The sequence below is a fragment of the Arthrobacter alpinus genome, assembly GCF_001445575.1.
GTDB lineage: Bacteria > Actinomycetota > Actinomycetes > Actinomycetales > Micrococcaceae > Specibacter > Specibacter alpinus_C.
Genome location: NZ_CP013200.1, coordinates 3,143,420 through 3,161,824 on the forward strand (window position 1 = coordinate 3,143,420; position 18,405 = coordinate 3,161,824).

Genomic DNA, 18,405 nt, shown 5'->3' on the forward strand with positions numbered 1-18,405 from the left:
CACTTGTTAGCGTTTCCCGTACTTCTTGTGAACCGCCTGCTTACTGACTCCCAAACACAGCGCAATTGCTTCCCAAGAAAGTCCAGCAGAACGTGCTCTCGACACCATCTCAGACTCTGTGCGCGCAAGCTCCTTGCGCCATCCGGCAACGGCGTACAAGGCTTCCGCAGGGCCCATTCCTTCGGTATTTCCCACCAGTGTTTTCATGACCAAACCTCCGATGTCAACCTTAGTTGACCTGCCTCCAAAGGTCAACGAATGTTGACAATTCAGGAAATCCAACAAGTGATTTGAGTATCTGTCAAGCACCTACCGCGAACTTGAAGATGGACCAACCCGTGAGGGCGGTGAACTCGTCCAGCGCAGCGATGCCTGCCACGGAGTTGCCAGTGGGGCCCAGCGTTGGGCCCCACACAGTAATGGAGCAGTGGCGGATGAGACCACGATGACGAAGGGGTGACGGGCTGGGTCCGCCAACGCTAGCTGCACCATTTCGTAAGGATTCCCAACAAAAATCTTCTGGCCCACCGGTAGCTCTAACCCCGTTATGCCCTCACGAAGAATGTCTAACGTTGCTTCCGGAAGGCCGTTAAACGGCAGCAGCGTCAGCAGCGGTACGGAAGCAGTCATCTCAGAAGCCTAAACAGCATCGACAGCAACGCCGCAAAGTGATGCCGCGTTCACGTAAAACGGCCGTAAAGTGATGCGGCGTGGGTAGTGGGGCTAGAAGATGGACCAACCTGTGAGGGCAGTAAATTCATCCAGAGCCGCGATGCCAGCCACGGAGTTGCCGTTGGGACCCAGCGAGGGCCCCCACACAGTGATGGAGCAGCGGCCGGGCACAATGGCGACGATGCCTCCACCCACCCCACTCTTGCCGGGCAAGCCCACACGGTAGGCGAACTCCCCCGCAGCGTCGTAGGTGCCACAGGTAAGCATCACGGCGTTCACGCGCTTGCTCTGGTTGGGACTCAAGAACGGGGAGCCACCAGCAGCAACACCGTGGCGGGCCAGGAAGAGCGACGCTTTCGCCAAGTCTTCGCACGTCATGGCCAACGCACACTGCTTGAAGTAGTTCTCCAGCACGTCCTCTACAGGATTCTCAAGGTTCCCGTAGCTGGCCAGCAGATGCGCCAGTGAGGCGTTGCGGTGCCCATGATCGGCCTCTGAGGCGGCCACCAGAGCGTCAATGTCCACTGTCGGATTGCCGGACTCCAGGCGCATCAGACCTCGAATGGCGCCTGCGGCGTCCCCTGTCAGGGTCAGCAGCCTATCGGTAACCACCAGAGCACCGGCATTGATGAACGGGTTCCGTGGAATGCCTTTGTCCGCTTCGAGCTGGATCATGGAGTTGAACGGCGTGCCCGACGGCTCCCTGAACACCCGTCGCCAGATCGAGTCATAGTCGTAGGACATGACCAGCGCCAACGAGAACACCTTGGAAATACTCTGGATGGAGAAAGACTTCTGCCAGTCCCCCGCGCCGTACAGCTCACCGTCGGACATGGCCACGCAAATACCAAAGTTATCCGGCGAAACTTCACCCAGGCTGGGTATGTAGGAGGCCACTTCGCCCTGACGGCACAACGGCGCCACATGCCCCACAATTTCATCCAGGATCCCCTGCATGTCTTTCACGTGCGCTCCCCGCTGGCCTGCCGCCGTCGTACTTCAAGAAAGGTGTACTGCTAAAGAAAAGGAAAAAGGGCGGCAGCTTCACAGCCGCCGCCCCACCAAGCAGAAGTGCTAGAGCACCTTGGCCAGGAATTCCTGCAGACGCGGTTGCTGAGCGTTCGTGAAGATGGCCTCAGGGGTGCCTTCTTCACAAATATAGCCGCCATCCATGAAGATCACGCGGTCGGCCACCTCACGGGCAAAGCCCATCTCGTGCGTGACAACCACCATGGTCATGCCCTCGGCCGCGAGGTCGCGAATAACCTGCAGCACCTCGCCCACCATCTCGGGGTCAAGGGCGCTGGTGGCCTCATCGAAGAGCATGATGCCGGGGTTCATGGCCAGCGCACGGGCAATCGCCACACGCTGCTTCTGACCACCCGAGAGCGACGCCGGACGGGCATCAGCCTTCTCGGCCAGCCCCACGCGCTCGAGCAGCGCCATGGCCTTGGCCCGGCCCGCAGCCTTGTCCAGCTTCTTGAGCTCAACCGGGGCCATCATGATGTTCTGGATGACGCTCATGTGCGGGAAAAGGTTGAAGTGCTGGAACACCATGCCAATGTTCTGGCGCACCGCGTTCAGGTCAACCTTGGCATCGGTGAGATCGTAACCGTTAACGGTAACGGTGCCGGCGGTGATGTCCTCAAGCTTGTTCAAGCAGCGCAAGAACGTGGACTTACCGGAGCCCGAAGGCCCAATGACACACACCACTTCACCTTCGGCGATATCAACGTCCAGACCCTTGAGAACCTCATTGGAACCGAAGGATTTCTTCAAATCGCGGACACTGATTTTGGCGTTTTTCACAGCTGCTGTGGCTTCGCTCATTTGTTGAACTTCCTGTCCAGGACGTTGGAAAGCTGGGTCAAGATGGAGATCACGATGAAGTACAGCGCAGCGACGATCAGCAGCGTTTCACCCGTACGGAAGTTGGACGCGTAGATCTGCTGGCCCTGATATGTCAGCTCCGCGAAGCCGATGACGGCCAGCAAGGAGGTGTCCTTCAAGGTGATGACGAACTGGTTGATGAACGACGGCGTCATGATCTTCACCGCTTGCGGCACCACTACACGGCGCATGGAGGTGACGTAGCCCAGGCCCAGACTGCGGCTGGCCTCGAGCTGGCCGGGATCCACTGACTGAATACCGCCACGGACAATCTCGGTCATGTAAGCACCGGCGTTAAGGCTCAAGGTGAGCACACCAGCGGTGAGCACATCAATGGGCTGTCCTGTCATCTGCGGCAGACCGAAGTAGAAGAAGAATGCCTGGACCAGCAGCGGGGTACCTCGGAAAATGGACACGTAGATGGTGGCAATGGCGCGCAGGATCTTGCTTTCGGCAACCTTGAAGAAGCCGAACACAACACCGATCACCAAGGCGATGACCAGGGAAAGGACGGTGGCGACCATGGTCAGCCACAAGCCCTTCATAAGGGCGGGGAAGCTGTCCTTGACGAGCTGGAAGAATCCGCCCTGTTGGGTAGCTTCGGCCTTGGCCAGGTACTTATCAAGAATGGCTTGGTACTCGCCGTTTGCCTTCAGCTCGGTCAGGCCGGTATTGAAGGCTTCCAGCAAGTCAGCATTTTGGCCCTTGTTCACGGCAAAGCCGTAGGAGCTACCCTGTTCCTTGTCGGTGACAATCTTCAGGCCGTTGTTCTGACTCACGCCATAGGCAAGCACCGGGTAATCGTCAAAGACGGCCACAGAGTTGCCGGCCTTGACGTCGTCGTACATGGTTGCCGAATCGGCGAGGGCCTTGACGGTGAAGCCGTACTGGTCCTTGATGGAGTTGGCGAAGGTTTCGCCCTCACTGCCGCGTTTGGCTGTGACGGTCTTACCCTTCAGATCAGTGTAGGTCTTGATGTCCTCATTGTTCTTGCCCACGGCCATCTGCACGCCGGAGTCAAAGTACGGGTCCGAGAAGTCAAAGACATTCTTGCGCTCATCGGTGATGGACATGCCGGCAATCACGCCAGCAACCTGGTTGGACTGCAGTGCCTGCAGTGCCGCGTCAAAGCCCAGTGACTTGATGTCCACTTCGAAGCCTTGATTCTTGGCAATAGCATTCAGCAGATCCATGTCGATACCGACAAGGTTGCCGCTGCCATCACGGAATTCAAACGGGGCAAAGGTGGTGTCGGTGGCAATGGCAAATTTCTTGCCCTTGACGTCGGCGTGCTGCACTGCGGTGTTGAGCGATGCCGGGGCGGACAGGCTCAACGCTGAGGCGCCACCCATCCCGAGCAACATGAATACAACAGTAAAAAGGGCGGCGAGGGCGGCAAATTTGCCGCCACTGCGTCGCCGAAGAGGCAGAAGCCTGAGCATAAATTTTCCCTCACAACGGTATCGCGCCCCAGTTGGGACGAATGAAGTACCCCTCGACGTTACAGCCTTTAGGTCAATCATGCGAGACGCATCACGATTCGGTATCAGTATTTGCGCTACCGCACCAGTCGCGTCCACACATAAAGACATATTTCAGCTCATGAACGGGCACCGGGATGGCGAATTTAGCCGTAGTACAGCCGTTCAAACACGGCCCGCGCCCTACGGGTCAGACCCAGATAATCGTCCTCAAAGGCAGCGGCGTTACCAGGTTCGTAGCCGCACCATCGGGCGACTGCCTCCAAGTCACCTCTGGCGGACGGGAGAAGATCGGAGTTCTTTCCTGTCCACATGACATTGGCGTTGCGGATTTTTCCGGCCAGCCGCCACGCTGCTTCCAAGACGGCCGCGTCCTCATCGTCCACCAAACCTAGGACGCGAGCGGCTTCCAGCGCCGGCAGAGTCTGTGTGGTTCGCAGAGACTCATGCGCATGGGCGTGCTTCAGTTGCCACAATTGCACCAGCCACTCGACGTCGCTGAGGCCACCCCGGCCAAGTTTGACGTGCCGGGCCGGGTCGGCGCCGCGAGGCAACCGTTCCCCTTCCATTCGGGCCTTGATCCTCTTGATCTCCCGCTGATCATCCTCGGAAAGCACCTTTGGGTAGCGCACCGGATCGGCCATGGCCACAAAGTCCCGGGCCAGATTGTCCGAACCAGCCATGGGGCGTGCCCGAAGCAGAGCCTGAGCTTCCCAGGCAGATGACCAGCGGCCGTAGTATTCCGCGTAGGCGTCCAGCGAACGAACCAACGGCCCATTCCGACCTTCCGGACGCAAATCAGCGTCGATACTCAGAACCCGTTCGGCCTGGATTGCAGGGCGCACCGGGGCGGTGAGCAGCGACATCAGTTTTTGCACAATGGCTTTGGCTTGCTGGTTTGCGGCATCCACGCGATCCTCCGAGACACCGGGAACCGGCTGATGGACAAACAACACGTCAGCATCAGAGCCGTACCCAATCTCCCGCCCGCCTTGGCGGCCCATGGCTACGACCAGCACACTGGTCAGCGGCTCTGTGCCTGCCTGAACGGCCGTCTCGGCAATCATCAGGGCGCCCAGAACGGCAGCCCTATCGGCGTCGCTGAGTGCCTCGGACACCTGATCCTGATCCAACAACCCGGAGCTATCGGCAATGCCAATACGTAAGATTTCCCGCTGCCGCAACAACCGCAGAAGCCGTACTGCCTCGCCTGTTTCACTATGGCGGCCAAGTTTGGAGCGGATTTCTGTCCACTGAGCTTCGAAACTCAGCGGCACCAGTTCCTTGGAGTTCCCCAGCCAGGCAGTTGCCTCGGGCGAGACCTCCAACAAGTCACTGACAAGACGGGAACTGGAGAGTAAATGACACAGGCGTTCAGCCGCGGCCTGGTGGTCGCGCAGCATGCCAAGGTACCAATGGGACGTTCCCAGCGCCTCGCTGACGCGGCGGAAGGCGAGCAGTCCGGCGTCGGGGTCTACTCCATCTGCCAGCCAGCCAAGCAGGACCGGCAAGAGCTGACGCTGCAGCGCAGCACGCCGGCTGACTCCTGCGGTGAGGGATTCAATGTGCCGCACGGCTCCGGCCGTGTCCCTGTAACCCAGTGCAGCGAGGCGCGCGCGGGCGGCGTCGGAGGTCAACGCGGCATCCTCGGCGCTCAGGTGTGCGGCCGTGGCCAGGATGGGGCGGTAGAAGATTTGTTCATGCAAGGAGCGCACGGAACGCTTCACCTTCACCCAGTCGGCCTCAAGCGAATCAGCGCTGGGGCGCTTCATGCTCAAGGGCCCCTCCAACGCTCGGGCCAGGGCGCGTAATTGCTCAGGCGCGGTGGGCATGGCGTGAGTGCGGCGCATCTGCACGAGCTGGATCCGGTGCTCAAGCACACGCAGGTAGGTGTAGTGGCGCAACAGCAGCGCTGCATCGGTGCGGCCAATATATCCGGCCATGGTCAGTGCATTAATGGCCTGTGTGGTGGACCGTAAACGAATGCTGGAGTCAGTCTTCCCATGCACCAATTGCAGCAGCTGGACAGTGAATTCAACGTCGCGCAGCCCACCCTTGCCCAGCTTGATCTGACGCTCCGCGTCGGCGTCACGAATGCTTGCCGTCACGCGTCGACGCATGGCTTGGACGGACTCCACGAACCCATCCCGCTCGGAAGAGTTCCAAATCAGCGGCGCCACAGCCGCCTCAAATTCCAGGCCCAGCTCCCGGTCCCCGGCAATGGCACGGGCCTTCAGAAGTGCTTGGAACTCCCAGCTCTGCGCCCAACGGTGGTAGTAGGCCATGTAGGAATCAAGGGTGCGTACCAGCTGGCCGTCTCTACCTTCCGGGCGCAGATTAGCATCCACTTCCCACAGGCCCGGCTCACGTTCTGGGGCGTAAATGATGCGTGAGATGGCGCTGGCCAGAGCGTTGCCGACCCTGACCATCTCGCCTTCATCCAAGGCGATGGAGTCGCTACTGGGCTCGGCTTTAGCGCTGTCGCTGGGGTTGGGGCTGGGGCTGGGGTCCACTTCCGTGGGAGGTTCATCCAGCGCCACGACGTACATGACGTCGACGTCGGAGATATAGTTCAGTTCCCGCGCGCCACACTTGCCCATCCCGAGCACGGCAAAACGCAGTGCGGCAACCTTCTCGGCACCCATGGTTGCGCCCACTTCGGTCCGAGCTACGGCCAAGGCCGCCTCGAGCGCAGCCGCCGCCAAATCTGCCAGCTCAGCCCCCACCTTTGGCATTGCCTCCAAGGGAGACGGTGCTGCTAGGTCTCGCAACGCCAGCTCACACAGGTGCCTGCGGTATTTGGTCCGCAAGGCGATGCGCGCCTCGGTTCCGGACAGCTGCGCAACGGGACGCCCCGACGTCGGATCCGCCCCTACAGCCTCCAGCAACGAGGCCCGCAGTGCGGCTCCGTCTGCAGCGTCTGGGCTGGAGCTGACGGACGGGTCCACCACGTCAAGATGTTCCGGGTGGCGCATGAGGAATTCCGCCAACGCCTCCGAGGCTCCTAAAAGCCGAAACAGGGACACATTGGAAACCGTGGCCCCGGAGACTGGATCCGTGACGCTCAACAGTTCGCGGCTGGCTGGTACGGCACTGAGTAGCCGTACCAGCGATTGCAGGGCCATATCCGGATTGTCGGCCACGGCCAACGCATCGAGTAGCTCTGCCTGGTCAAGGTCTGCAAGTTCGGTGAATCCGAGGAACCGCTCACAGGTTTTCAGATCGGAGAAGCCACGGGATATCAGGGTGCGCGTCAGAGAGCTCATGGCAGTGGGTTAGAGCACCCCGAGGTAGCGGTTGATCTCGTAGGGGGTGACCTGGAGGCGGTATTCCTGCCATTCGGCACGCTTGTTGCGCAGGAAGTTTTCAAACACCTGCTCGCCCAGAATCTCGGGCATGAGCTCTGATTCTTCCATCTGGCGCACAGCATCATGGAGGCTCGAGGGCAGCGGATCGTGTCCCATGAGACGGCGTTCTGCACTGGTCAGAGTGCTGATGTCTTCCACCGCTGCGGCGGGAAGTTCGTAGCCTTCTTCAATGCCCTTGAGCCCGGCACCGAGCAACACGGCGTAGGCAAGGTACGGGTTGGCAGCGGAATCGATCCCGCGGTATTCCAGACGTGCGGCTTGGCCCTTGCCCGGCTTGTAGAGCGGCACGCGCATCAGGGCTGAACGGTTGTTGTGGCCCCAGGAAAGGTAGCTGGGAGCCTCTCCCCCACCCCAAAGACGCTTGTAGGAATTCACGAACTGGTTGGTCACGGCGGTGAATTCCGGGGCGTGCTTGAGGATTCCGGCCATGAACTGGCGCGCAGTTGTTGAGAGCTGGAATTCGGCGCTCGGATCGTAGAAGGCGTTACTGTCGCCCTCGAACAGCGAGAAGTGAGTATGCATGCCGGAGCCCGGGTGGTCCGAAAACGGCTTTGGCATGAACGTGGCGTATGTACCCTGCTGGATAGCCACCTCGCGGATCACGGTGCGGAACGTCATGATGTTATCGGCTGTCGCCAGCGCATCGGCGTAACGCAAATCAATTTCGTTCTGCCCCGGGCCACCTTCGTGGTGGCTAAACTCGACGGAGATGCCAACGTCTTCGAGCATGGTCACCGCGGTGCGGCGGAAGTCCTGGGCAACACCACCGGGCACGTGGTCAAAGTAGCCGGCCTGGTCCACGGGTACAGGGATACCGTCAGGTCCGGGGCGGTCCGACTTCAGCAAGTAGAACTCAATTTCAGGGTGCGTGTAGCACGTGAAGCCCATGTCTGCGGCCTTGGCCAGAACCCGCTTCAAGACGTTGCGCGGATCAGCTGCGGAGGGCTCGCCGTCGGGAGTCAATACGTCGCAGAACATGCGTGAGGTCTGTTCCGTCTTGCCGTTTCCGCGCCAGGGCAGGATCTGGAAGGTGGACGGGTCCGGCTGGGCCAACATGTCCGATTCGAATACCCGAGCCAATCCCTCAATGGCCGAACCATCGAAGCCCAGACCTTCTTCGAAGGCGCCTTCAACTTCGGCCGGGGCCAGTGCCACAGATTTCAGGCTGCCTACGACGTCGGTAAACCACAGGCGCACAAACCGAACATCGCGCTCCTCAATGGTGCGCAGCACAAACTCCTGTTGACGGTTCACGTACGGGCCTCTTCCTTCGGTCACCAACACCTGGCTCCATTTGCGGGCAGGTGGCGGACTGGTTTGTGGCAGGTGGGTTGCCTGCAGTCATAACTCTACTAACTAGTGTGGCGCCCCATGCCCAATCCACGCGGGGAATCGTAATAAGCTGAGTTCATGTCACCCACAAGCATCCCTGACTCAACCGCGTCCGCCGAGCTGGCGGCACCCTACGGTGCTGGCGCAGCCGCCCAAACCGGAACCCCCAGCGGCATTCCTGCCACAGCCGCCAAGGTCCGCACCCACCACCTGCTGGCGGCCAAGGCGGCGGGGAAGAAATTTGCCATGTTGACGGCTTATGACCAGTACACGGCACAAATTTTTGATGAAGCTGGCATTGAAGTGCTGCTGGTGGGCGATTCCGCCTCGAACAACGTCTTGGGCAACGAGACCTCACTGCCCATCACCCTCGATGAGATGATCATCTTCTCTCGCGCGGTGACGGCCGGAGCCAAGCGCGCCTTGGTGGTGGCCGATCTGCCCTTCGGTAGCTATGAGCAGTCACCCGAGCAGGCCATCGCCTCCTCGGTTCGTCTCATGAAGGAGGGCCTGGTCCACGCCGTCAAGATGGAAGGCGGCGCCTACTACGCCCCCACCGTGCGTGCCCTGACGCAGGCTGGTGTGCCGGTCATGGCGCACATTGGGTTCACCCCGCAGAGCGAACACATGCTGGGCGGCTACCGGGTTCAGGGCCGCGGCGAGATGGCCCAGATCATGATTGACGACGCCGTTGCCCTGGCTGAGGCTGGCGCGTTCTGTGTGTTGATGGAAATGGTTCCCGCCGAAACCGCTACCGCTGTGGACGCCGCCGTGACTGTGCCCACCGTGGGCATTGGTGCCGGTAACTCCACCACCGGGCAGGTACTGGTATGGCAGGACATGGCCGGGTTGCGTACCGGCAAGATGGCCAAGTTCGTCAAGCAGTACGCCCAGATGCGCACCGTCCTGGCAGAGGCGGCCCGTGAATATGGTGAGGAAGTCCGCACCGGAGTCTTCCCCGGCCCCGAGCACACGTTCTAACCGAGGTTTAGACGCACCACACCATCGGGTAGCTGCGTATAAGCAAACTGCACTTTGTTTATACGCAACGGGCCCGATCCGAGTTGCGGCAGTATGAGAGCACCGCAACTCGCCCGGGCGTGGCGTGCGTATAAGTAAAGTGGTTAATCTGAACGCACCAGTCCAGCAGTCACAGTGGTGACTTAGTCGTCGTCGGACTCTTCATCAAGGGCATCCGCCGCGGCGTTGCGTTCCTGGACCTTCGCCAACGCCTGCTCGGCTTCGGCGGCACTTTCATACGGTCCAATCAAGGACTTCCAGTCCGACTGGGCGTCCTTTTCCACGGTGTGGGTTTCTACGTTGTACCAATACTGCGACATGATGGTCTCCAACTTTCGTGATTGAACGCTTCTAACTGCTGCCATCATAGGACTTTCTGGCGGGCAAAAACTTATAGGATGATGGCATGTCTTCAACAGCAACCTCAGCACCCCTTGGCAAATTGGTCCCCGGCACTATCAGCCCGGAACTGGCCGTCCCCTTCTCCATACCTCGCCCCGAATACGTGGGCAAGGCCGGTCCGGCACCGTTCAAGGGCTCCGAGGTCAAGGATGCGCAGACGTTGGAGAAGATCCGCATCTCGAGCAAGATTGCGGCACAGGCCATTGTGGAGGTTGGCAAACACATTGTCCCCGGTGTCACCACTGACGCCTTGGACCGCATAGGCCATGAGTTCTTGTTGGACCACAAGGCATACCCGTCAACGCTGGGGTACCGCGGATTCCCCAAGTCACTGTGCTCCTCCATCAATGAGGTCATTTGCCACGGCATCCCGGACACTACGGTGCTGGAGGACGGGGACATTATCAACATTGACATCACGGCATTCAAGAACGGCGTCCACGGCGACACGAACTGGACGTTCACTGTGGGCGACGTTGATGAAGAGTCACGCCTGTTGGTGGAACGCACCCAAGAGTCCTTGAACCGCGCTATCCGCGCCGTAGCTCCGGGCCGGGAAATCAACGTCATTGGCCGCACCATCGCCTCCTACGCCAAGCGTTTTGGGTACGGGGTGGTGCGGGACTTCACCGGCCATGGCGTGGGCGAGGCCTTCCACACCGGCCTGATTATTCCGCATTATGACGCGGCCCCGGCGTACAACACTGTGATGGAAGAGGGCATGGTCTTCACCATCGAACCCATGCTGACCTTGGGAACCATTGATTGGGACATGTGGGCGGACGACTGGACGGTTGTCACCCGGGACCGCAAGCGCACAGCTCAGTTTGAACACACCATGGTTGTTACGGCCACAGGTGCAGAAGTCCTCACACTGCCGTAGCATTACCCGGTCACCACCTCTCCGCCAGCCATGGCACTTGTACGCGAAAATCCTTCTACCCTTGGAGCCTGCATGACTAAGAAGCACCCGTCCCGCACCACCGTCATTGGCATTGACATTGGCGGCACCGGCATCAAGGGCGGCATAGTCGACTTGGAAACCGGCGAGGTTGTGGGTGACCGCTTCCGGATCCCGACACCCAGCCCCTCCACACCGCAGGCGGTGGCCAAGGTAGTCAAGGAGATCGTCGATGAGCTCTCCGGCCGCAAGCACGCCCCCAGCGAAGACGCACCAGTAGGCATCACGTTCCCGGCCATCATTTCCCACGGCGTGTCGCGTTCGGCGGCCAATGTGGACAAGTCCTGGATCGATGCGAACGTGGATGAGATCTTCACGAACGAACTGGGCCGTGACGTTCAGGTCATGAACGACGCCGACGCTGCCGGTTTGGCCGAAGCCCGCTACGGCGCCGGCAAGGGCGTCAAAGGCACCGTTTTGGTCATCACCCTCGGCACCGGCATTGGCTCCGCGTTCATCTACAACGGCAAGCTCATCCCCAACGTGGAACTGGGCCACCTGGAACTCGACGGCTTCGACGCCGAGACGAAGGCTTCAGCCAGCGCCCGCGAACGCGACGGCATCAGCTGGGACGAGTACGCAGTCCGGCTTCAGCGTTACTTCTCCCACGTGGAATTCTTGTTCTCACCGGAACTGTTCATTATTGGCGGCGGTATTTCCAAGCGCAGCGAAGACTACCTGCCCCAGCTGGATCTGCGCACCAAGATTATCCCGGCCGAGCTGGCCAACAACGCCGGCATTGTGGGTGGCGCCTTGCAGGCGGCAGTACACTTCAAGCTGACCAAATAGCCTTCAGCTCAACAACCAAGGGTGTGTGCTCCAATCGTGACGATTGGAGCACACACCCTTTATTGTGAGAGAAGGTCCGGCTCATGCACTAGCGACTGCTATTGCTGGGTAGCGGAGGGATCCTCGGAAAGCAGCTGATCCTCGCTGCGCAGCTGGGCAATGGATGATTCAAAGTCTTCAAGTGATTCAAAGGCCTGGTAGACACTGGCGAACCGCATATAGGCCACCAAGTCCAGACGCCGCAGAGGTGCCAAAATGGCCAGCCCAACGTCATTGGCCTCAATCTCAGCCGCACCGCTGGCCCGGATGGACTCTTCGACCTCCTGCGCCAGCTTGGCGAGATCATCATCGGTGACGGGACGGCCCTGACAAGCCTTGCGGACACCACTAATGACCTTGCTGCGGCTGAACGGCTCCGCAACGCCGGAACGCTTGCTCACGGACAGGCTGGCGGTTTCAATGGTGCTGAATCTGCGGCCGCACTCGGTGCACTGCCGCCGTCGCCGGATGGATGAGCCGTCATCTGAAAGCCTTGAATCAACCACCCGGGAATCGGGATTACGGCAAAACGGACAGTACATGCAACCCCCTTCGGATCAAGATCATCTTTAGTCTAGGTTCTAAACTAAACAAACTACAATCGCGTAATTATCATGCAGACACGCCAGCTGTCTAGGGCAAGCGTCTAAGGAAATCGAACCGCTACGGCGTCTCCGTGCGCCGGCAGGCCTTCAGCACGCGAGAGCGTAATGACGTGTCCGGCCACTTGTGCCAACGCTTCCTTGTTGTAGTTGATCAACTGCACGGCGCGCAGGAACGTGGTCACGTTCAGGCCCGAGGAGAAGGCAGCTGTGCCACTGGTGGGCAGCACGTGGTTAGACCCGGCACAGTAATCGCCCAGGCTCACCGGGCTGTAGTCGCCCACGAAAATGGCTCCTGCGCTGGTGATCTGTGCGGCAACGCCGTCCGCATTTTCCGTCACCACCTCGAGGTGCTCGGCAGCGTAAGCGTTGCAAACTGCCACCCCTTGGGCGATGTCATCCACCAGCACAATGCCCGACTGCACGCCGCTAAGTGCCGTCTCCACGCGTTCGCGGTGAGTAGTTTTAGCTACTTGGAGCATCAATTCACGGTCGACGGCGTCCGCCAGCTCGAGCGAAGTGGTCACCAAAACTGATGCGGCGTTGGGATCATGCTCGGCCTGGCTGATGAGGTCCGCGGCAACAAAGACCGGGTTAGCCGTGTGGTCTGCCAGGACAGCAATTTCCGTGGCGCCAGCTTCAGAGTCAATACCAACAACACCCTTGACCAGGCGCTTGGCGGTGGCCACAAAAATGTTGCCTGGGCCCGTCACCACGTCAACGGGTTCTAGGGCTTCTCCCCCACCGTTTTCCGAGCTGCCGGCGGCTACACCGTAGGCGAACGCGGCGATGGCTTGGGCGCCACCCATGGCGTAGACCTCGTCAATGCCCAGCAGAGCTGCAGCGGCCAGGACCGTCAAGTCAGGAAGTCCGCCAAATTCCTTCTGCGGCGGAGAGGCCAAGGCCACCGACCCCACGCCCGCAGCCAGAGCAGGAACAACGTTCATCACTACCGAAGAAGGGTATGCGGCGAGACCGCCAGGTACGTAGAGCCCCACACGACGCACGGGGATCCAGTGGGAGGAGACCACTGCACCATCAGCCATGGGGTAGTCAACGTCAGCCGGCTTCTGCGCTTGGGCAAAGGCTTTGGCCCGGGTAATGGATTCTTCCAGCGCCGCACGCACGGCCGGGTCCAGCTCGGCCAGCGCTTGCGCCAGTGCCGCTGCGGGGACTCGGGGATGTTCTTGACTCACGCCGTCGAACTTGAGGGCAAGGCTAGCCAAGGCCGCGTGACCGTCGCGGCGCACGTCGGCAATGATGGTCTGCACGGCGGCTTCGGCGGTAGTCACGGTGGCGGAGGCGGTGCGGGGAACGGCACTTTTTAGCTCGGCCAGCGACAGGGTGTGCCCGCGGAGGTCCGTGCGGCGCAGGCGGACTGCTGATTCTGGGCTGGTGGCGGTTCCGGACGCTGAAGTTTCAAGGTTGCTCACAACAGTGAAGTTTACCCGTTGCCCGGCACCCATGTGGTCCAGGTCAGCGCAGTTACCGTTACTGGGCCGCTGCTTCTTTCATCTGAGGTTGCTGCGCCACTGTGGGCTCCGGCAAGTCGGCATCGGAACTCTCGTTGGCGGGAGGCACCAAATAGTGGGCAAAGTGGACCACGAACAGCACCGCGGCGCTGGCCAGCGGCCAGAGCAGGAGCACCGCGGGTGAACGCAGCGAGAAAATCATGCTGGGGCTGGGCAGATTATCCGGCACCGTCTGGAAGAGGTCCCCGGCGAACACACCGATGCGCCAGGCCAGCACCGAGCCGGCCAGCCCGGCAACGAGCAAGGCCAGCGTTGAGGACGCCGATCCCCAGATGAGCGCCGTCTTGCGTCCTTGACGCAACAAAAGCACTGCTGACAAAACGCCAGCCACGAGCATCAGAGCAGCCAGGGCTAGATCGCGCGGGAACCAGGTGGCGTAGTCCTTGCCGTCCCCGTAGATGGCACCTCCCGGGGCCAGCACAAACCATGCGACACCCATGACGGCGCCCAAAGCCAAACTGACGCGCATCCAGCGCTGCCAAACGGCGGCGGACCGGTTCGTTTTTCGAGACCTTGTGGACGGTGTCATCTGGGCCACGGAATCGTTCATCATTAGCCTTCCAAACAGGTGGGACCGAGCAATACTTTCAAGTCGCCAAAGAGCGACGGCGTGGGGTTGACCCGGTGGTGCAACGGCAGCTTCATGATTTTCATGGAGCGTGTTCCGGCAAGGTGCATCTTGACCTCGGTGTTGCCGCGGTGGTCATTGAGCACTGACTTCAGTGCCTCGAGAATCTGTTCGTTGGCTTTGTGTTCAGGCATGGAGATCACCAGCGGGCCGGACATGCCTTCGGTGAGGTCAGGAACGGTCATTTCCATGGCGTTCAAGGTGACGGCACCGTCGTCGCGCTTTTGAAGCCTTCCCTTGACAACCACAATCAAGTCCTCAGCCAACACGTTGGCAATGGGGCCGTAGGTCTGGCCGAAGAACATCACCTCAATGGAGCCGCCCAAGTCCTCGATTTCACACCGGGCATAGGGATTACCGCTGCTCTTGGCGATGCGACGTTGAAGGTTGGTGATCATGCCGGAAATGGTGATGATGTGCCCGTCCTGAGGGCCGTCGTCGCCCAAGAGCTGGGTGATGGACATGTCAGCGTTCTGACTGAGGATGCCTTCGAGCCCACGCAGGGGATGGTCAGAGACGTAGAGGCCCAGCATGTCGCGTTCAAACGCCAGCTTGTCTTTCTTTTCCCATTCGGGCAGGTCCGGGATCTCTGTGATGAGAGCCGATTCGGGTTCCTCTTCCCCACCGATGCCGGCGAAGAGGTCAAATTGGCCCACCGCCTCGTTGCGCTTGATCCCAATGACGGAGTCAACAGCTTCTTCGTGAATCATGGCCAGCGCACGCCGGGCATGACCCAGAGAATCGAAGGCACCGGCCTTAACGAGAGATTCAATGGTGCGTTTGTTACAGACCACCGCGGGAACCTTCATCAGGAAGTCGGAGAAGCTTTCAAAGTTCCCCTTCTCCTTGCGCGCATCCACCAGTCCGTTGACCACGTTGGCACCAACATTGCGAATGGCACCCATGCCGAAGCGGATATCGTGACCCACCGGAGTGAAGTTCAAGGCAGATTCGTTGACGTCCGGGGCCAGCACCGTAATGCCCATGTGGCGGCACTCGTTCAGGTAGAGGGCAAGTTTGTCCTTGTCATCGCCAACGCTTGTCAGCAGCGCAGCCATGTATTCGGCCGGGTAATGCGCCTTAAGGTAGGCGGTCCAGTAGCTAATGACGCCATAAGCCGCCGAGTGGGCCTTGTTGAAGGCGTAATCGGAGAACGGCAGCAAAATGGCCCACAGGGTGGTGACAGCAGCATCGGAGTAGCCGTTGTCCATCATGCCCTGATGGAAGCCGGCGTACTGCTTATCCAGCTCCGACTTCTTCTTCTTACCCATGGCACGGCGCAAAATATCGGCACGGCCCAGCGAGTAGCCTGCCAGCTTCTGCGCAATCGACATAACCTGCTCTTGATACACGATCAGCCCGTAGGTACCCCCCAGAATCTCGGCCAGAGGTTCCTCCAGCTCGGGGTGGATGGGGGTAATCGGCTGCAGACCGTTCTTACGCAAGGCGTAGTTGGTGTGTGAATCGGCACCCATGGGACCTGGCCGGTACAGGGCCAAGACGGCGGAAATATCCTCAAAGTTATCCGGGCGCATGAGCTTGAGTAGCCCACGCATGGGGCCACCGTCCAGCTGGAAAACGCCCAGCGTGTCGCCGCGAGCCATGAGCTCATAAGATCCGGCGTCGTCGAGTTCCAGCGTCTCCAAGTCAAGGTCGACATTTTGGTTGGCCTTGATGTTTTCCAGCGCGTCAGTGATGATGGTGAGGTTTCGCAACCCCAAAAAGTCCATCTTGATCAGGCCAAGGCCTTCACTGGTGGGGTAGTCAAACTGGGTGATGACCTGCCCGTCCTGGATGCGGCGCATGATCGGAATGACATCGATGATGGGATCCGAGCTCATGATCACACCGGCGGCGTGCACACCCCACTGGCGTTTGAGCCCTTCGAGTCCCTTGCCCAGTTCAAAGACCTTGGCGGCCTCGGGATCGGTGTTCATCAAGTTCCGGAAGTCCGCTGCCTCGCTGTAGCGCTTGGCCTCGGGGTTCTCAATGTCATTGAGCAAGATGTCCTTGGCCATGACGGCCGGAGGAAGGGCCTTGGTCAGCATTTCGCCCATGCTGAAGGGGTGGCCCAGTACGCGTGAAGCATCCTTCAACGCCTGCTTGGTCTTGATGCTGCCATAGGTGACGATCATGGCGACGCGCTCATCGCCGTACTTTTCGGTCACATACTTAATGACCTCATGGCGGCGACGATCATCGAAGTCAACGTCAAAGTCAGGCATGGAGACGCGCTCAGGGTTCAGGAAGCGCTCAAAGATTAGCCCGTGATGGATCGGGTCCAGGTCGGTGATACGCATGGCATAGGCCACCATGGAGCCGGCACCGGAACCTCGGCCGGGACCAACGCGAATGCCGTGGTCCTTGGACCAGTTGATGAAGTCAGCAACCACCAGGAAGTAGCCGGGGAAGCCCATCTTGATGATGACGCCCAACTCATAATCGGCCCGCTCACGCACATCGTCCGGGATGCCCTTGGGGTAGCGGTACTTCAGGCCGGCGTCGACCTCTTTAACCAGCCAGGAGGTTTCATCGTCACCCGGCGGGCAGGGGAAACGCGGCATGTAGTTGGCGTTGGTGTTGAAGGAAACTTCGCACCGCTCGGCGATCAACAGGGTGTTATCGCACGCCTCCGGAAGCTCGGAGAACAGCGCCCGCATTTCGGCCGGTGATTTCAGGTAGTAGCCGCTGCCGTTAAACGCGAAGCGCTTGCCACCCTGATCGTAGGTGGGTTCGGTCAGCGTGGAGGCAGATTGCAACGCCAGCAGAGCCTCGTGCGCCTTCGCGTCGTGCTCGTGGGTGTAGTGCAGATCATTGGTGGCAACCAGCGGAATCGCCAGTTCTTTGGCGAGGCGGAGCAGATCCTTGGTCACCCGGCGCTCAATGTCCAGACCGTGGTCCATGAGCTCACAGAAGTAGTTTTCTTTGCCAAAGATGTCCTGGAACTCGGCCGCGGCAGCCTTGGCCTCGTTGTACTGGCCCAAACGCAGACGTGTCTGGACCTCGCCTGAGGGGCAGCCGGTGGTGGCAATAAGTCCCGGGTGGTATTCGTTGAGCAGGTCCCGGTCCAGGCGCGGGTACTTGCCCATGGGCGAATCCAAGGACCCAATCGAGGAGGCGCGGAACAAGTTGCGCATGCCTTGGTTGTTGTAGCTCAGCAGCGTCATGTGCGTGTAGAAGCCACCACCGGAGACATCGTCCTTCTTCTGCGCCTCTTCCGTACGCCACTTCACCCTGGTCTTGTCGGTGCGGGCCGTACCGGGGGTGACGTAGGCTTCCACGCCAATGATGGGCTTGATGCCGGCGTCGGTGGCCTTTTTCCAGAAGTCGAAGGCACCAAACAAGTAACCGTGATCAGTGGTGGCCAGAGCGGGCATTTGGAGCCGCTTGGCCTCGTCAAAGAGTTCGGTTAGGCGCGCTGCACCGTCCAGCATGGAATATTCGGTGTGCGTATGAAGATGAACAAAACTGTCAGTCGATGAGCTAGCCACCGAACCATTCTAGTGCTGATTCTCCGCCCCTCTCTCCCAACGCCGCACCACTTTACGGCGTCAGCGGGCCAACGCCGCACCACTTCCCGGGGGCCATAAGCGAACCCCGCGCCACGGAGACGATAGGGTATTCGAGAAATACCGCCGTAAAGTGATGCGGGGTTCGTGAAATACCGCTGTAAAGTGATGCGGCGTTCG

At 60.0% G+C, this 18,405-nt stretch carries 15 protein-coding genes; 3 read left to right on the forward strand and 12 right to left on the reverse strand.

Going from position 1 to position 18,405, the window contains the following annotated elements; all coding sequences use genetic code 11:
• Positions 1-6: 6 nt before the first annotated feature.
• The 7 genes from AS189_RS20850 to glnA all read right to left on the reverse strand — a co-directional run bounded on the left by AS189_RS20850 (position 7) and on the right by glnA (position 8,665).
• Positions 7-207, reverse strand: a complete 201-nt coding sequence (locus tag AS189_RS20850; protein ID WP_062290174.1) for a hypothetical protein — start codon at positions 205-207, stop codon at positions 7-9.
• A gap of 94 nt (positions 208-301) precedes the next feature.
• Positions 302-436 (reverse strand): glutaminase, encoded by a 135-nt coding sequence (locus tag AS189_RS20855; RefSeq protein ID WP_082634319.1) that lies wholly within the window; start codon positions 434-436, stop codon positions 302-304.
• Between the two features lie 287 nt (positions 437-723).
• Positions 724-1,629 (reverse strand): glutaminase, encoded by a 906-nt coding sequence (locus AS189_RS14055; RefSeq protein WP_062293698.1) that lies wholly within the window; start codon positions 1,627-1,629, stop codon positions 724-726.
• A 117-nt stretch (positions 1,630-1,746) separates the two neighbouring features.
• On the reverse strand, positions 1,747-2,502 hold the full coding sequence (locus tag AS189_RS14060; RefSeq protein WP_062290177.1) for an amino acid ABC transporter ATP-binding protein: 756 nt from the start codon (positions 2,500-2,502) through the stop codon (positions 1,747-1,749).
• Positions 2,499-4,004 (reverse strand): amino acid ABC transporter substrate-binding protein/permease, encoded by a 1,506-nt coding sequence (locus AS189_RS14065; RefSeq protein ID WP_237759862.1) that lies wholly within the window; start codon positions 4,002-4,004, stop codon positions 2,499-2,501. The genes AS189_RS14060 and AS189_RS14065 overlap by 4 nt, the downstream gene beginning before the upstream one ends.
• A 185-nt stretch (positions 4,005-4,189) precedes the next feature.
• Positions 4,190-7,309 (reverse strand): bifunctional [glutamine synthetase] adenylyltransferase/[glutamine synthetase]-adenylyl-L-tyrosine phosphorylase, encoded by a 3,120-nt coding sequence (locus AS189_RS14070; protein ID WP_062290180.1) that lies wholly within the window; start codon positions 7,307-7,309, stop codon positions 4,190-4,192.
• Positions 7,310-7,318: 9 nt separating this feature from the next.
• Entirely contained in the window at positions 7,319-8,665 is a 1,347-nt protein-coding gene (gene glnA, locus AS189_RS14075) for a type I glutamate--ammonia ligase (RefSeq protein WP_062293705.1), read from the reverse strand.
• Positions 8,666-8,821: 156 nt separating this feature from the next.
• Between glnA and panB the strand changes: the two genes are divergently transcribed.
• Entirely contained in the window at positions 8,822-9,724 is a 903-nt protein-coding gene (panB, locus tag AS189_RS14080; RefSeq protein ID WP_062290183.1) for a 3-methyl-2-oxobutanoate hydroxymethyltransferase, read from the forward strand.
• A 182-nt stretch (positions 9,725-9,906) separates the two neighbouring features.
• On the opposite strand, the gene AS189_RS20040 is transcribed toward panB, so the two are convergent.
• Complete coding sequence (locus AS189_RS20040) at positions 9,907-10,083, reverse strand: SPOR domain-containing protein (RefSeq protein WP_129587288.1); 177 nt, start codon at positions 10,081-10,083, stop codon at positions 9,907-9,909.
• An 86-nt stretch (positions 10,084-10,169) separates the two neighbouring features.
• Here AS189_RS20040 and map point away from each other — a divergent pair, with 86 nt between their 5' ends.
• Both map and ppgK read left to right on the forward strand, forming a co-directional pair.
• Positions 10,170-11,048: a type I methionyl aminopeptidase gene (gene map / locus AS189_RS14085; RefSeq protein WP_062290186.1), complete on the forward strand. Its 879-nt coding sequence runs from the start codon at positions 10,170-10,172 to the stop codon at positions 11,046-11,048.
• 72 nt (positions 11,049-11,120) lie between these two features.
• Positions 11,121-11,915 carry a polyphosphate--glucose phosphotransferase gene (gene ppgK, locus AS189_RS14090; protein ID WP_062290189.1) on the forward strand — a complete coding sequence of 265 codons (795 nt, stop codon included), beginning with the start codon at positions 11,121-11,123 and terminating at the stop codon, positions 11,913-11,915.
• Between the two features lie 98 nt (positions 11,916-12,013).
• Here the strand turns inward: ppgK and nrdR are convergent, their stop codons facing one another.
• The 4 genes from nrdR to dnaE form a co-directional block, all read right to left on the reverse strand.
• Positions 12,014-12,496: a transcriptional regulator NrdR gene (gene nrdR / locus AS189_RS14095; protein ID WP_062290193.1), complete on the reverse strand. Its 483-nt coding sequence runs from the start codon at positions 12,494-12,496 to the stop codon at positions 12,014-12,016.
• Positions 12,497-12,600: 104 nt separating this feature from the next.
• Positions 12,601-13,929: a histidinol dehydrogenase gene (hisD, locus tag AS189_RS14100; protein WP_237760069.1), complete on the reverse strand. Its 1,329-nt coding sequence runs from the start codon at positions 13,927-13,929 to the stop codon at positions 12,601-12,603.
• A 118-nt stretch (positions 13,930-14,047) separates the two neighbouring features.
• Positions 14,048-14,641, reverse strand: a complete 594-nt coding sequence (locus AS189_RS14105) for a hypothetical protein (RefSeq protein WP_062290199.1) — start codon at positions 14,639-14,641, stop codon at positions 14,048-14,050.
• Positions 14,641-18,207: a DNA polymerase III subunit alpha gene (gene dnaE / locus AS189_RS14110; RefSeq protein WP_082634320.1), complete on the reverse strand. Its 3,567-nt coding sequence runs from the start codon at positions 18,205-18,207 to the stop codon at positions 14,641-14,643. Before dnaE ends, AS189_RS14105 begins: the two co-directional genes overlap by 1 nt.
• Positions 18,208-18,405: the final 198 nt, after the last annotated feature.

Excerpts from the sequence above, each read along its gene's own strand:
- AS189_RS20850 (WP_062290174.1), bottom strand. The coding sequence starts at position 207 with ATGAAAACACTGGTGGGAAATACCGAAGGAATGGGCCCTGCGGAAGCC.
- AS189_RS14055 (WP_062293698.1), bottom strand. The coding sequence starts at position 1,629 with ATGCAGGGGATCCTGGATGAAATTGTGGGGCATGTGGCGCCGTTGTGC.
- AS189_RS14060 (WP_062290177.1), bottom strand. The coding sequence starts at position 2,502 with ATGAGCGAAGCCACAGCAGCTGTGAAAAACGCCAAAATCAGTGTCCGC.
- AS189_RS14065 (WP_237759862.1), bottom strand. The coding sequence starts at position 4,004 with ATGCTCAGGCTTCTGCCTCTTCGGCGACGCAGTGGCGGCAAATTTGCC.
- AS189_RS14070 (WP_062290180.1), bottom strand. The coding sequence starts at position 7,309 with ATGAGCTCTCTGACGCGCACCCTGATATCCCGTGGCTTCTCCGATCTG.
- panB (WP_062290183.1), top strand. The coding sequence starts at position 8,822 with ATGTCACCCACAAGCATCCCTGACTCAACCGCGTCCGCCGAGCTGGCG.
- AS189_RS20040 (WP_129587288.1), bottom strand. The coding sequence starts at position 10,083 with ATGTCGCAGTATTGGTACAACGTAGAAACCCACACCGTGGAAAAGGAC.
- map (WP_062290186.1), top strand. The coding sequence starts at position 10,170 with ATGTCTTCAACAGCAACCTCAGCACCCCTTGGCAAATTGGTCCCCGGC.
- ppgK (WP_062290189.1), top strand. The coding sequence starts at position 11,121 with ATGACTAAGAAGCACCCGTCCCGCACCACCGTCATTGGCATTGACATT.
- nrdR (WP_062290193.1), bottom strand. The coding sequence starts at position 12,496 with ATGTACTGTCCGTTTTGCCGTAATCCCGATTCCCGGGTGGTTGATTCA.
- AS189_RS14105 (WP_062290199.1), bottom strand. The coding sequence starts at position 14,641 with ATGATGAACGATTCCGTGGCCCAGATGACACCGTCCACAAGGTCTCGA.